We start from the raw sequence: 14,284 nt of genomic DNA, 5'->3' as shown, positions 1-14,284 counted from the left end.
GCCGGACAGAACAACTCAGAGGACAGTCCGGCAGAGCCTTGAGTCCGTGCCAGAGTCACCACCACCGAAACCCGCGTACCAATATCAATGTCAGTCACGGCAGCTGTAGCTCCGATCATGGCTGGTCCTGAAGTTTGTGTCGGCGCTGGTGGCAGGCTTGCGCGACGGCTTGATGGTGGCGGCGCCAGGCCATCCAGTGCAGGACGTGTTCCGCTTGCCGGACGGGTGGTGCGAGGACGAACGCCCGGAGAAGCCGGACGAGTTCAGGACAGCTCAGCGGGACGAGCCGGACCGGTCCGGCAGGGTCGACTGTGATCGTGGCAGCGGCTGTGAGTGCAAGGACGGCGGAGGCGGCGGTCGTATCTGGTGACGGCCGAATCATCGCCGCCGTGGGCGACTGGCCCACCGACCGGGTTGTCACAGCTCGGTGTGCGGGCCCGTGACTTCTGCATCCCCGTGCAGTTAAGATCCCCCGCCGACCTGCGGGAAGTTCCCAACAGGCGGCTTCCAGGAGGTGTGGGGTGGGCAGGGCGGCAGGGGCGCTGGGCGGGCTGACTCGATGGACGTGCGGCGTGCTCGCCGCGTACGCGGTGCTGACTGCGGCGGCGGGGGTAGCGGCCTGGCACAAGTACCAGGTGTTGTACGCACCGCCACTGCCGGCTCAGCCGGACGGCAGCGAGACGCTGCCGCTGCTCAACGCCGACATGTGGTTCGGAAATCTGACGGGCTGGTGGAACGGCGCCACCCTCGTGACGCTGCTGGTCTTCAGCGTCTGGATGTCCCGCATGCGCGACCTCGCGGAGCTGGTCTGGCCCGAGGGGCAGCGTCGCAGCCGTGCCTGGTTGTTCTTCGGCTGGGTGGTCCCCGTTGCCGATGTGTTCGTGCTGAAGATGTTCGTCAACGACCTGTGGGCCGCCGCCCGGCCGGCGTCGCGGCGCGAGCGCGGCCATCCCCTGCTCACCTTCTGGTGGCTCTCCGTCCTCGCCGCGGGCGCCACGGGCGCCGACGCCCTGTACGCGCTGAAGCACGCACACACTGCCGGCCAGACCAACCAGGTGTTGCAGCAAGTCATGGAAAGCGATCTCCTGTACGTCTGCGCTGCCGCCCTGTCCGCCGCCGTCGTCTGGCAGCTCAGCGGCATGCTGAAGCAAGCCGTGCAGACGGCCCCGGCGTCGTAGGCACCTGGGGTCCGATTTCAAAGATCGTTTGGATGATGGATCACGGCTCGGTGCGTCGACATGAACTCACCGACAGGAGCAGGGGGGCTTAATCGCTCCGCTCATACCCCGGGTCGTGCCCGGGGTACCCGGACGACCGGCAGGTCAACAATGGCATGGTCTACAAGATCCATACTCGCATCACATGGCGTGACCTGCCCGAACGGCCGGACGGGCTGCTGGCCTGGTGCCTGGTGGCCAACGTGGCGCGAGACCGCGCACGGCGAGAGCAGCCTCGACATCCAGCGCGGCACGAAGCACTTCCCCGCAGGCACCCTGCTGTGGATCCCGCCCGCCCCTGGGACCCTGGCCGCTGTCGCTGGCCTGCGGTGGGCCGGCAGGAGGCAACGGCCGAGGGTCTCGTCCGCAGCCTCAACGGCTACCGGCACGACTCGGCCGCCCCGCGGATTTTCGCCCGTCACCAACGTCCCCGGACAGCGCACCTAGGCGTTGGGTTGCCGCTTGAGCGCTTTGGCCAGTCGGAGCACCTGGCCTGCCGATATATACGCGGCAGAGGGCCTTCGCGGCGCGCCCGCACGGGACGATCACGGAGCCGGGTCCGGCGTAGCGGCCCTGTCGCAGCGCCGCCTCGACCTGCGGCACGACCGCCCACATCACGGTGCGGGACTTCGCCTGGATCTCCGGCGCGGCTTCGATCAGGGTGTCCTGGTCCAGCTCCCTGGGGCCGTGATGTCATCTGCCCGAACCCGCGTACGAACGACAGCAGTCAGCGCGGTGACCCCGACACGATCACCGCGCTCGTAGTTCAGCGCGTCTCGCGCCACCCACTGCGTGACCTGCGTCGGCTTTACCCCGGAGAGGGCGGCGAACTCCCGCCTGCCGGCCAGGAGCGGCTTCTCCGCCACCCCCGCACGCCCTTCTCACTGGACTGCCCTTAGATTCTGACTGGCGCAGTACTTCGCCACCGCATGATCACCAACCGTGAGGTAGCTCAAGGGAGAACGCGCCCAGACGGTCATGGACCGACGGCAAGGTAGTGTATTTAGGGGATATTTGTCTGATTTGCACTCTGTCCGTCACCATGTGTGCAGATCCGTGACTCAGGAGTGAGTAGGAGGCGAGTTGGCACCTGCGACAGCCAAAGCCGGGAGTCACCCCCAGCAGCCCGGGCAGGGTATTCCGCCCGCCTCGTGCAAAGCGCTGCGAGGTGCGGAGATGCTGACGCTGGCCCTCAAGGCCACGGAGTGCCTGGACGGCCGGGGCGCGTTCCTGCACTGGTGCGATCCCGCTGCTCGCCGACTGCATCTGGTTGCGGCCAGCGGGTTGGCCGCGGAGAGCGCCGAGGCGTGGGCGGATCTTTCCGATGAGCAGGACGCGGCGCCCGTACGCGCCCTGCGACGCGGTAGCTATGCCTGGGTGGGAGGGGACAGCCTGGGCATTGGGGCAGTCGGCACGGCGGCGGTGCCCCTCCTCGGTGCCGATGGCCCGATAGGTGTGCTGTCCGTGATCATGGCAGGGGCCGGCGAGCCGGATGAGGTGAAGCGATCCTTTCTGCATGCGGTGGCGGGATGGGCCGCAGCGTGCCTGGAGGAACTGCCTGGCAGGCTGCCCGTCCGTGGTTCGGCGGCCGGCTCTGAGCAGACGGTCCGGATGGGCAAGTTGACCTCGGCACTCGCCGAGGCCCTCACCTCCCAGGAAGTCGTACAGGCCGTCGCGGCGCACGTCCTGCCCCCATTCGGCGCCGACGGGCTCATATTCTGGGTCTTCGAAGGCGGTCGACAGCGTGTGGTCGGCTCCGCCGGATACACACAGGAATTTCTCAGCCTGCTCGACGGAATCCCGGTAGCCGACTACCCCGTGGCTTCCGACGTGTTGGGGACTGGTACTCCCCGGTTCATCGAATCAGCCGCAGAGTACTGCCAGCGCTATCCAGCGCTGGAGCATATCCCGTCACCGGCCCAGAAGAACGCGTGGGCGTTCCTGCCCCTGATCGCCTCCGGGCACTCCATCGGCATGTGTTTGGTGTCTTTCGTCCAGCCGCGTTCCTTCAGCGACGAGGAGCGCACGCTGCTGACCGCGTTGAGTGGTCTGGCCGGGCAGTCGCTGGAGCGGGCCCGGTTGTACGACGTGGAGCACGCCCAGGCACAGGGGCTGCAGCGTGGCTTGCTTCCCCGGACGCTGCCCCGCCTGCCTGCCGCTTGCGCCGCCGCACGCTACCTGCCCGCGGGCCGGGGCGGGCAAGTCGGTGGCGACTGGTACGACGTGATCCCGCTGTCCGCGGACAGGGTCGTCATGGTGATCGGCGACGTCATGGGCCACGGCATTCCCGAAGCGGCCACCATGGGGCAGCTGCGCACCGCGGTGCGTACCCTTGCCGACCTGGACATACCACCTGCCGAGCTGCTCAGCCGTCTCAATGACCTGGTCAGCGAGCTGGGCGAGGACCGCTACGCCACCTGCCTGTACGCCGTCTTCGATCCGATCACCCGGATATGCTCGTTCTCCCTGGCCGGTCATCCCCCGCCAGTCATCGTCCATCCCGATGGCACCGTCCACAGGCCCGACCTGGTCGCCGACCCGCCGCTCGGGGCCGCCGAGCCACCGTTCGAAACGCACCAACTGCTTCTGCCCGAGGAGAGCCTGCTGGTCTTGTGCACCGACGGGCTTCTCGAATCCGCCACCCAGGATGTCGACCAAGGACTGGCCCGTCTGCAACAGATCCTCGCCCAGTATGCGGTGTCCACCTTCACGGTGCGGGATGAGGTCGACGACGTCCGGCACCTCGACGACCTGTGCGACACGGTGGTCTCGGCCCTGCTGCCCGAACATGGCCGGACGAGCGACGACGCAGCGCTGCTGATCGCCCACACGCGGGCCAGCGACGCCGGTGATGTCGCCTCTTGTATCCTCCCGGAGGATCCCCGCGCGGCGGGACAGGCCCGCGAATTTGTCCGCGAGCAACTCGCCGCCTGGGGACTGGACGATCTCGCGACTACCACCGAGCTGCTGGCCAGCGAGCTGATGGGCAACGTGATCCGGCACGCCAGGGGCCCCATCCGTCTGCGCCTGCTGCGCAGCCGCTCCCTGACTTGCGAGGTCTACGACGGCAGCCTCAGCACCCCGCGCATCCGCCATGCCGCCTACACCGACGAGGGTGGCCGCGGCCTGCAACTCGTCGCCGCCCTTTCCAGACGCTGGGGCGCCCGCTATCTCCGCGACGGCAAATGCATCTGGACCGAGCAAGACATCCCCGTCTCGCTGGCGGCATGAACGGCCTGCGGGGGAGAACCGCTGTAGCCCAGGGAGCCCGGCCCACCGTCCTCGTCGCCCCGGCCGCCGTGCGCGAGGACTGGTGTCCCGTCTGCAAGGCGTACGCGCGTCTGACCGGTGAGCTGCTGCTCCTCACGCGCGGGGAGGTTGGAACGGCTTGTGTAAGGGCCATGGACCGTTGATCCGTCGAGGCGTCCCCGCATCCGGAGATAGTACGGATGGGTGGAGTCTGTTGTTCTTCTTGAGTGATGTCTATTTCTCGACCTGAGCTTCACGATCCCGATGAGTGACGCCGATGAGGGCCGGCGAGGGGTGACTTGAGGCAGGTTGGTGGGGGAGTTGCCACAGGACTTCGTCGGTGTCTTGGTTGTGGTGCCAGGCGGCGAGAGTGCGGCTGCCCGTCAGCCGGTCCAGCGAGAATGCTCAGGACTTGTGGATCGGTTCCAGGAGGGCACGCGGAAGGCGTACCTTCCCGGATGATCCTGTGATGGTCACCGAGTAGGCCCGCGTTCGCAGCGCGGGTCGGGAAGGCACACCCGTGTTCAGCGTAGTCACCGACTACGGTTCCACCCAGTCCGGCTCCTTGAGCGACGAGATCGTCCGCGAGGGCGCCCGCCGCATGTCGGCCGCCGCTTTGGAGGCGCAAGTCAACCAGTACATAACCGAGTTGGCGGCTGAGGCCGACGATCACGGGCGGCGGCTGGTGGTCCGCAACGGCCACCACCTGCCCCGGACCGCGGTCACCGCGGCCGAGCCGGTCGAGGTCCGAACTCCGCGCGTGAACGACCGCCGTGTCGACGAGCCACCGGCGAGCGCAAACGGTTCTCTTCGGAGATCCTGCCGCCGTGGTGCCGCAAGTTCCCGAAGGTCTCCGAAGTGCTGCCCCTGCTCTATCCGCACGGACTGTCCTCCGGGGACTTCGTGCCCGCGCTGGAGCAGTTCCTCGGCCCCGCGGCCGGCCTGTCACCGGCCACGGTGACCCGGCTGACCAGGCAGTGGCAGGACGATCGCGCCGCCTTCCAGGACTGCGACCTGTCCCAGACCGACTACGTCTACGTGTGGGCCGACGGCGTGCACCCCAAGGTCCGGCTCGGACAGGCTCGCTCCTGTGTCCTGGTCCTGCTCGGCGTCCGCCTGGACGGCACCAAGGAGCTGGTCGCCCTGGCCGGGGGCCTGCGCGAGTCCGCCGAGTCGTGGGCCGACCTGCTGCACGACTGTCGCCGACGCGGCATGCGTGACCCCGAACTGGTCGTCGGTGACGGCGCGATGGGACTGTGGAGCGCACTGGTCGAGGTGTTCCCCGGTGCCCGCCACCAGCGCTGCTGGGTCCACAAGGCGCGAAATGTCACGAACGCCCTGCCGAAGTCCGCTCAGCCTGGCGCGACGAAGGCGATGCAGGAGATCTACAACGCTGGGGGCCGGGCCCACGCCGGGAAGGCGATCGAGACGTTCGCCCTCGCGATGGTGTTCAAGCTCGTCGGGTCCGCCCAGGCCCGCTGGCGTGCGATCATCGGCGCCCACCTCGTTCCCCTGGTCCGCGCGGGTGCCCGGTTCGAGAACGGCGTCCTGGCCGAGCGAGAGGGGGCAGCCGCGTGAGCGAGAACTCCGGCCCCGGCGGCCGTCGTAGCAGCGTAGAACTGCAGATTGACCGGGTCATCGTCGCATCCCTTGAACAGGCCACTGTCAGTGTGCGCTGCCTGCGGGGACCGGTTCGTCGCGGTGCCAGCTTCAACCGGCTCAGCGGTTCGGCCCAAGCGATCGACCTGACGCTGACGCAGGCCGTCGTCTATGGGTATCGAGTGGCCAAACTCGACACTGGCCTCACCGCCTTCGTGACGCTCCGAGGAGAGGGCGTCCCGCATCTCAAGTCGGGCACCCTGGCCTCCGGGTGGCAGGTCATCGAAGGCGCCAACCCGTTGTCCTAACCCAGCGATCCACAGGAATTGACATCTACTCTCCCTCCTTTCGAGGGGGCGGGGATCGGTAGGCTTGCTCTGGGGGTGGGGGATGTTCAACGCGGTGTTCCTGGGCACCAGCGGATTGGTCTTGGTGACATTCGGTGCATGGTTTGTCCGGCGGCAGCAGCGCAGACGTGCGGACACCCGTGCGGGGTGGGGCTCTATCGCGATCGGTCTGGGCCAACTGCTCCATGGGATTGGGTCTCTCCCCGCGGACCGACAGCCACTCGGTTTGATCCTCGCCATCTCTTCCGCCGCCTCCACGCTTGGCGGGACCGTGCTGGTAGCGAGAGCCGGCGAGGCGCTCAGGAAGGGCCGCGGCGGCGGGAAACGCCGAAAGCTGCCACCTCTGCATCCGTGAATATCTGTTCTTGATCATTTAGATCGGAGGGCGCTGCCTATTCTCCGGATTGCTCTACTGCCCTTCGTACTCCAGTGGTGGTCAGGGTGTTCCACCTGCCGTCTATCTGGTCCCTGGCTCGGCGTGCCAGCGGGCGGACTGGTCGGCATATCCCTCGGGCTGAAGAAGCCGAGCCGGCCGCGATGGGGTCCCTGCGCCTGGCCATCCGAGCGTTCCGGTACTCGTAGATCGACTCAGCCGTCTTGGTCGTCCTCCGCTCCGAGAGGGCGAAGGGCTGATTCGTAGTCGCCGGTGACGACGAGGCCATCAATCCCCCGAACTATGGTGGGCATGTCGACGTCGCGGACGATGAGCCGCAGCCTAACCGTCCAATGACCAGGCCACAGACCCTTCCCGTCCGCGCCGACATCGACAGCGCCGTACTCACGGCGGGTGCCAGGGCCCTAAAGGCCCTGGCACCCGCCGCGGTTCAGCCGGATCAGTCCGCGTCAGCGTCCCCGGCGGCTCATGCGGTCCCGTGGTGTAGGTAAGCGCGGTTCACGGTCTGCTGCACACTGTTGCCGGCGGCGTCCGTGGCGGTGACCCGCAGCGTTACATACGCGTCGCCGTGCACGCTCGACGGCCGTTCCACGGTGGCGGTGAACTGTCCGCCGCCACCGTGCCGCGCGGCGCGCGCGGTGGTCCAGCTCTTCCCGTCGTCGTACGACGCTTCGACCTTCAGCGTCGCCCCACGGGGGGCTGCCATGCCGTCCTGCATGCGGACGGTCAGGCCGAGGGCGTGCGTGCGCGCCGGGCCGACCGCGTTGTGTGCGTCGACCGGTACGTCGTAGTCGAGCTGGAGCAGCGGCAGCAGGGTCGCTTCGGCCGCGGTGTCCGAGCGGAACGTCCAGGACGTGTGGGTGCCGGTGGCGTAGCGCCAGTCGGCCGAGACGCGGGCTGTGGTCAGGTCAAGCCGGTACTCGGCGTTGCCCGCGGGCACCTCGAAGTTGCCCCACGCGCCGTCGTCGGACGTGGAGATCTGCTCGCCGTTCCGGTACAGCACTGCCTTGGACGTGTCGTTCACGGAAGCCGTGCCGACGCCGACGCCGCCGCCAATTCCGCCGAAGGGGTCGCTCTCCGCGAACGACCAGTGGTCGGCGCCGGAGTCGTTGAAGTCCGGAACGTACACCGACAGAGTGTCGCCGTTGCGCACCGACGGCAGGACCTCACCGTGCGGGATCGACGGGCGGACCACTGCTCCGAACCACCGCTCCGTGGCGCGCCGGCCGGGCTGGTAGGTGTGCGGTGCGTCGTGCATGCCGGCCCCCAGCGGGAAGTCGGGGTCGAAGACGACGTTGTGGTGTACGACGTGCTGCCACAGCGTGTCTCCGGCGCTCACGTACTCGACGCGTTCCTGACCCACCGGAACGTAGCGGCTGTACTGGTCCCACGCGGTGTCCTGGAACGGCCGCCACGCGAAACGCTGCTCGCTCTCCCAGTCCGTTGCACCGGTGCGGGTGTACGTACTGCGGACCTCCGCGCTGTTCCGGTCCGAGACGGTGTAGACCACCTGCTTGGGAATGGAGCCCTTCGAGACCTGCATCACGTCGTACAGGTACGGGCTGCGGACCGTGCCGGAGAACTCCACCGTTGTGGCGCCCTTCGCCATGCGGTCCAGCAGAGCCGTCCCGTTCTTCCAGGAGGTCTGCATGGTGGGCAGGGCCATCCGGTCACCGTTCGGCTGCCACCGGGTCCAGTCGGAGAAACCTTCGGGCTGCACCAGAAGCAGCGCCTTGGCTCCCGCGGCCGCCGCGGCCTGCGCGAGAGCCCGTCGGTCGAACCAGGCGGAGTTGTCGTCCCGTACGACGGCCAGCTTGCCGTGCGCCTCGCGGAAGTCGGGCGCCGCCGCCAGGCCGGCGGCCACAGCGGGCAGCCGCGCGCCCTGGTCCCCGAAGACCGGGGAGGTCGCCTGGTAGTACGGCGCGAACTGCTGCGCGCCGCCCGAGACCTTGGCCCGCAGTTGCGGTGCCGTCATCTGCCAGCGCGACGAGAACTCGAAGGCACCGTCGGTGACCGGAGCAGTGGGGCTGACATAGAGCCGCTTGACGGTGTCGAAGAACATGGCGCCCTGGAGCAGGCCATGACCGTTGATCTGACGGTAGAAGTTGGTGCTGAGAACGCCGTGCTGCTCAGCGGGGCGCGGCGTGCGGATCTTCACCTCGGTGGCATCGGCGGCGTTCAGTGTCACCGTCATGTCCTTGGTGACCTTCACCTCGGGGTCGACGATCTGGCCCACCTCTTCGCCGTCATCGGTCCGGTCGTAGAAACCGGCGTTGACGTTGTACGTGCCCTCTTCCACGACGGCGACTCCGGCATCGCGGTCCGTGTAGTCCACGAACCCGTCGGGTCCCCAGATGGTCGGCAGTGTGCCGGGCACGACCTGGCCGTTGCGGTCACGGTAGACCACGGTCAGCCGGTGCTGGGGGGCGTGCACCACGAGGGAGACGGTGGTGTGGGCGAGCACGGTGCCGTCGGCAGACTTCGCGGTGACGTATCCGTAGAACTTTCCGCGGACGGCGTGCGTCGTGTCGGTGTGCAGCGGCACGTCGGCGGTGGCCCCGGGCGCCAGTTGCACGGTGCTGGACTCGAGGCTGACCACTCCGTCGGGGATCGCGTGCCCGGTCTCGGTGGCCAGGTTGACGGCCAGAGAGAGGGTCAGCGGGTGATCGCCGGCGTTGGTGTAGTGAAGGGTGGCCGCCTGCTGCTGCCGCTGCGTGCCACCGGTTGTCAGCGGGGCGAGGGTGACGGAGCCGGTGGCCGTGACCGGGCCCATGGCCGCGGCCACGTCGATGCGGCCGCCGCCCTGCTCGGTCACCTTGGTGCCGGGCACCGTGTGCGCGGTGCTGATCAGGGTGTCCTTGAGCTGCTGGGCGCTCCAATCCGGGTGCTGCTGGGCCAGCAGCGCGGCGGCGCCGGCGACGTGCGGGGTGGCCATGGAGGTCCCGGACAGCGCTACGTAGTTGGCGTCGATCGGGTCGCCCAGGGTGGTGCCGGCCGCGCGGGCGGCGACGATGCCCACGCCGGGGGCGGTCACGTCGGGCTTGACCGCGTCGTCGCCGAAGCGTGGGCCGCGGCTGGAGAAGGAGGCGAGGGAGTCGTCGCGGTCGACGGCGCCCACGGTCAGCGCGGCATCGGCTGCGCCCGGGGTGCCGACGGTGTACTGGCCCGGGCCCGAGTTGCCCGCCGCAACGACGAAGAGCGTGCCGGTGGAGGCGGTCAGGTTGTCGACGGCCTGGCTGAGCGGGTCGGTGCCGTCGGTCTGCTCGTCCGCTCCGAGGCTCATGTTGACGATTTTGGCGTGCTCGGCGGTCGCCCACTCCATGCCGGCGATGATGCCCGATTCGTCGCCGTAGCCGTTGTCGTCCAGTACCTTGCCGATGAGCAGGTCGGCCTTGGGAGCGACACCGCGTCTGGCACCGTCGGACGCGGCACCGGTCCCGCCGACGATCGAGGCGACATGCGTGCCGTGGCCGAAGTGGTCGTCGGTGTTCCCACTGCCGGAGAAGTCCTTGGCCTCCGCGATGCGGCCGGCGAGGTCGGGGTGACCGGCATCGACACCGGTGTCCAGCACGGCCACCTTGACGCCCTGGCCTTCGTAGCCGGCCTTCCAGGCGGTGGGGGCGTTGATCTGCGCGGTGCTCCGGTCCAGCAGGGCCTTCACCTTGCCGTCCAGCGAGATGCGCGGGGTGACCGTGGTGCGGGCGGTGTCCGACGCTCCACGGGGGGTGAGCGTCTTCCAGAACTTGCCCAGGTCGTGGTCGGAGACCCGCATCGACCGCGCGTGGATGCTGTCCAGTCGGCGGGAGGGCGTCGTGGCCGTGTTGAGCGCCACCAGTCGGTCGGCAGTGGCCGCGGCCGTCTTCGCTGCCTGTGCGGTGACCCTGGCCCCCTCCCGTGACGGTTCCGGCTGAGAGGAGACGATCAAGGGCAGCGCGGAGGTGTGCGCCTCGTCGTAGCCCTCGGCGATCAGCGCCGTCACATTGAACAGTCGCCGGTCCAGGGTGCCGGCCGACACCAGCGCCTCGGCGTCGAACGGCATCACGGTCAACTGTTTGTCGTCCCCCTCCAGCGTCTGGAAGGGGATGTGCTCGCGCCCGGGTCCGGGCTGCACTGACGCGGTGTGTCGTCCACCGGGCAGCGTCGTGACGGTCACCCGGTCGCCGGTGACCAGCCGCACGGTCGCGGAGGCGGTCCCCGATACGGCAGCGGGACGAGCGGGGGTCCCGGTCGCTGCCGACTGCCCTGCGAATGCGGCCGGCACAGCTCCGGCGACCAGCAACAATCCCGTTGATATAGCCGCCGTTGGGCGGATTCTAGACATCAGTGAGACACCTCTCGTACAGCTGGAGGGGCAAAAGCTGTGCGAAAGCATCCGTTGATGAAGCTCGACCTGTCACTGACCTCGGGTGTCGCAACTGTGACATGTTCCAACTACGACAGCCTCCGCCTGTGTGCCGCCCGCCATACTGTCAGCACGCCGGGGATTGTCGTGAATTAGGTGCTTTTCTCCCCCGGAGGGGCCACGTGGTCAGTACGACGACGGATTGCACGTCAAGCGTGGTGACGGTGTGTCACCTGTCGGGTCTGTTCCATGTAGCGGCGGCGCCGATGTCAGAGTGATCGAGGATGGGTGTCCGAAGTCGGTTTGCGGTCCTGCGCGTTGAAGCAGGGGCGTCAGTTCGCCTCCGCCACGTCCGTGACCTTGCCGGTGATCTCGGTGCCGGAACTCGCGGTGGAGACCCGTACCGCTGTGCCTCTTGCGGAACGACATCCCCGAAGCGCTGGAAGAGCTCGTCGTCCACCTGCTACGCAAGCGCCCGGGTTGCGGCGCCCATTGACGCTGCGGTGGCGACCGTGGCTCGTGCTCACCCCCCGGACGGCCGGCTCACAGCCATCCGCGGCGTGCGGCCTGCCAGGCGAGTTGCATGCGGGTCGCCGCGCCTGCGCGCTCCATCATGCCCTGAATGCGGCGCTGGACGGTACGCCGGCTCAGCCCGATCTGTGAGGCGATCGCCTTGTCGGCGACTCCGGCCACCAGCAGGGACAACACCTTGCGGTCGGTGGGGGAGAGCGCATCGGACGGCCCGGCTCCGTCCGTCCCTGAGATGGCGCCGGCGCCGTCGACGTTCAGGGGGACGGCGTCCTCCCAGTAGCGCTCGAACAGGGCGATCAGAGCCGCGAGCAGATTGCTGTCCCTGACCAGTGCGGTGGTGGGCTCCTCCGGGCTGCCGTGCGGCCCACCCGCCACGAGGGGGAAGACGGCGACGGATCGATCGGCGATCGCGAGGCGCAGCGGCAGGTGTGGCACGGCCCGGGCGACCTCCCCGGCCTGCACGCCTGCCACCACGTTGTCCACGGCTCCTTCGTCGTCGAAGAACGCCTTTTCGTACAGCACCCGGTAGCGTACGCCCCGGGCCAGCGCCTGGAACTCCTCGGCGTTGCTGCCTGACGGCATGGCCACATACTGGGCCTTGCAGAACCAGAGCATCTCGTCCTGCACGCCGGACTGGATCTGCCTCAGGTGCTGACGCAGGGCCTCCGCCCCGGTGATGACCTCGAGCAACTGGCCGGCGTCGTGCCTGCGCATGGTGTCCCGGTAGGACTCGACCAGACGGGCGGCCTCGAACCGGGCCAGCTCCAGCGCATCGGCGCTGCGCTTGAGCCGGGGCAGCAGTGCCACGTCCGGGGGAGCGGCCCGGAACACCCGGGGTGTGCCATCCGTATGACTTGCCAGGCCCTTGGAGGCCAGTGCGTCGAGAATCCGCACGGCGTCGGCGTGGGGAAGACCGGCACGCTGGGCCAGGTCCTGTGCGGTGGCCCGGCCGGACGTGACGAGCAGCCGGTAGGCGGCCTCCTCCTCGTGAGAGACGCCGGCGACCTCTAGCACCACGGACGCCCTCCACGGATCCTCGGCTTCGGCAGTTGAATATCGTATTACAGAGGAGGTGTCCGTGTCCGTGCGGACCGACGCGAATGAAGTTCCCCCTGGCCGTGGACAGCGGGTGGTTAGGGCCTGTCCGGCGGATCATGTGTCTGATGCGAGGCCGGGGCTTGGTTCAGGGTGAGGAGCTCAGTGCTGCGCGTCGCTGAAATCCTGGCGACACGATAGTGTCCGCCAGCATGGCTCCTTCACTTGAACGTCCCCCGTTTCAGGCCGACGAGCGCACCGCGCTGCTTGGCTGGCTGGATCTCCAGCGGCAGATCCTGCGATGGAAGTGCGAGGGCCTCAGCGAGGTGGATGCGCACCGCTCCGTCATCCCGACCTCGCCAGCGATGACTGTGGCCGGGCTCATCAGCCATATGCGATGGGTCGAGCACCTTTGGTTGGAGGTGCTGTTCCTTGGTGGAGACGAGAGGCAGAACCCGTCCTTTGACGAGACGGACGACGACGCCAACTGGCGCACCGACGGCGTCACGTTGAAGCAGCTGCTCGCGGATTACGAGACGCAGTGCGCCCGAAGCAATGAGATCGTGGCAGCAGCCTCCCTGGACGACGTCGGTCGCCACTCTGGGCACTACGCTGGCAAGGCCAACCTCCGTTGGATGCTCATCCACCTCATCGAGGAGACTGGACGGCATGCAGGGCACGCGGACATCGTGCGGGAACTGCTCGACGGAGTAAAGGGATACTACTAGTGTCGCGTGATCTGGTTTGTGTCACCTGAAGCTCTTTGACTCGTTGGGTAGTGCATGAACCTCTCTTCGGAACAGGCCGCGGAATTACGGACGTTGGCGGCAGACCGGCACGTGACGGCGGACGTGGCCCTTCGGGCCCGCATCGTGTTGTGGGCCGGTGAGGGCCGCCGCCGTAAGGACATCGCCGAACTGGCCGGCGTGTCCGCGCGGACGGTGGACCGCACCAAGACCCGGTACGCCGAGCACGGCCTGGGGGGCCTGGTGGAAAAGAAGCGCGGCGGTGGGAAAGACCAGGTGCCGCCGCAGACCCGCGGCCGGGTGATCGCACTGACCAGGATGAGCCCGCCGCCGGAATCGGGCCTGTCGCACTGGTCGACGCGAACGCTGGCCGCTTACCTGAGACGGACCGAGGGCATCAAGGTCTCCTTCCACTATGTCGCCCGCATCTGGCGCGAAGAGAACCTCAAGCCGCATCGGTCGGGCACCTTCAAACTGTCGAAGGACCCGGCCTTCGCGGAAAGGGTCGCCGACATCGTCGGGCTGTACCTGGACCCGCCCGGAGGCGCCGTGGTGCTGTCGATCGACGAGAAGACGCAGGTGCAGGCCCTGGACCGGACCCAGCCAGTACTGCCGGTGACCTTCGCCGCCACCGAGAAGCGCACCCACGACTACGTGCGGCACGGCACCACGAATCTGTTCGCCGCGCTGAACGTCACGACCGGTGAAGTGCTGGGCGAGTGCAGACCGAACCGGAACGGCGCGACCTTCCTGGCCTTCCTGAAGAAGGCCGTCAAGCCGCATACGGGGAAGGAAATCCATATCGTGCTGGACAACCTCTCCAC

Annotated in this window: 7 protein-coding genes and 1 pseudogene; 6 read left to right on the top strand and 2 right to left on the bottom strand. The window is 68.1% G+C overall.

Going from position 1 to position 14,284, the window contains the following annotated elements:
* Nucleotides 1–521 precede the first annotated feature (521 nt).
* From AB0L95_RS40900 to AB0L95_RS40885, 4 genes and pseudogenes are all read left to right on the top strand, one after another.
* Complete coding sequence (locus tag AB0L95_RS40900; RefSeq protein ID WP_365171594.1) at nucleotides 522–1,178, top strand: DUF4328 domain-containing protein; 657 nt, start codon at nucleotides 522–524, stop codon at nucleotides 1,176–1,178.
* Nucleotides 1,179–2,393: 1,215 nt separating this feature from the next.
* Nucleotides 2,394–4,448, top strand: a complete 2,055-nt coding sequence (locus AB0L95_RS40895) for a SpoIIE family protein phosphatase (RefSeq protein WP_365171592.1) — start codon at nucleotides 2,394–2,396, stop codon at nucleotides 4,446–4,448.
* Between the two features lie 538 nt (nucleotides 4,449–4,986).
* Nucleotides 4,987–6,044 (top strand): annotated as a pseudogene (locus AB0L95_RS40890) (IS256 family transposase).
* On the top strand, nucleotides 6,041–6,373 hold the full coding sequence (locus AB0L95_RS40885; protein ID WP_365171590.1) for a hypothetical protein: 333 nt from the start codon (nucleotides 6,041–6,043) through the stop codon (nucleotides 6,371–6,373). The pseudogene AB0L95_RS40890 and the gene AB0L95_RS40885 overlap by 4 nt, the downstream one beginning before the upstream one ends.
* Before the next feature lie 899 nt (nucleotides 6,374–7,272).
* On the opposite strand, the gene AB0L95_RS40880 is transcribed toward AB0L95_RS40885, so the two are convergent.
* Nucleotides 7,273–10,917, bottom strand: coding sequence for a S8 family peptidase (locus tag AB0L95_RS40880; protein ID WP_365171588.1), 3,645 nt, complete (start codon nucleotides 10,915–10,917; stop codon nucleotides 7,273–7,275).
* Nucleotides 10,918–11,691: 774 nt separating this feature from the next.
* Entirely contained in the window at nucleotides 11,692–12,696 is a 1,005-nt protein-coding gene (locus AB0L95_RS40875) for a helix-turn-helix domain-containing protein (RefSeq protein WP_365171586.1), read from the bottom strand.
* 230 nt (nucleotides 12,697–12,926) lie between these two features.
* Between AB0L95_RS40875 and AB0L95_RS40870 the strand changes: the two genes are divergently transcribed.
* Both AB0L95_RS40870 and AB0L95_RS40865 read left to right on the top strand, forming a co-directional pair.
* Nucleotides 12,927–13,442, top strand: coding sequence for a DinB family protein (locus tag AB0L95_RS40870; protein WP_365171584.1), 516 nt, complete (start codon nucleotides 12,927–12,929; stop codon nucleotides 13,440–13,442).
* A 111-nt stretch (nucleotides 13,443–13,553) separates the two neighbouring features.
* The coding region (locus AB0L95_RS40865) for an IS630 family transposase (protein WP_365171582.1) at nucleotides 13,554–14,284 on the top strand (731 nt) is incomplete at its 3' end.

Source organism: Streptomyces sp. NPDC052036 (assembly GCF_040680495.1).
GTDB lineage: Bacteria > Actinomycetota > Actinomycetes > Streptomycetales > Streptomycetaceae > Streptomyces.
The sequence above is the reverse complement of the archived record's forward strand: the minus strand, read 5'-3'. Positions and strand labels throughout refer to the sequence as shown.

Bases quoted from the DNA above. Each gene is read 5' to 3' on its own strand.
- AB0L95_RS40895 (WP_365171592.1), top strand. From the start codon at position 2,394: ATGCTGACGCTGGCCCTCAAGGCCACGGAGTGCCTGGACGGCCGGGGC.
- AB0L95_RS40870 (WP_365171584.1), top strand. From the start codon at position 12,927: ATGGCTCCTTCACTTGAACGTCCCCCGTTTCAGGCCGACGAGCGCACC.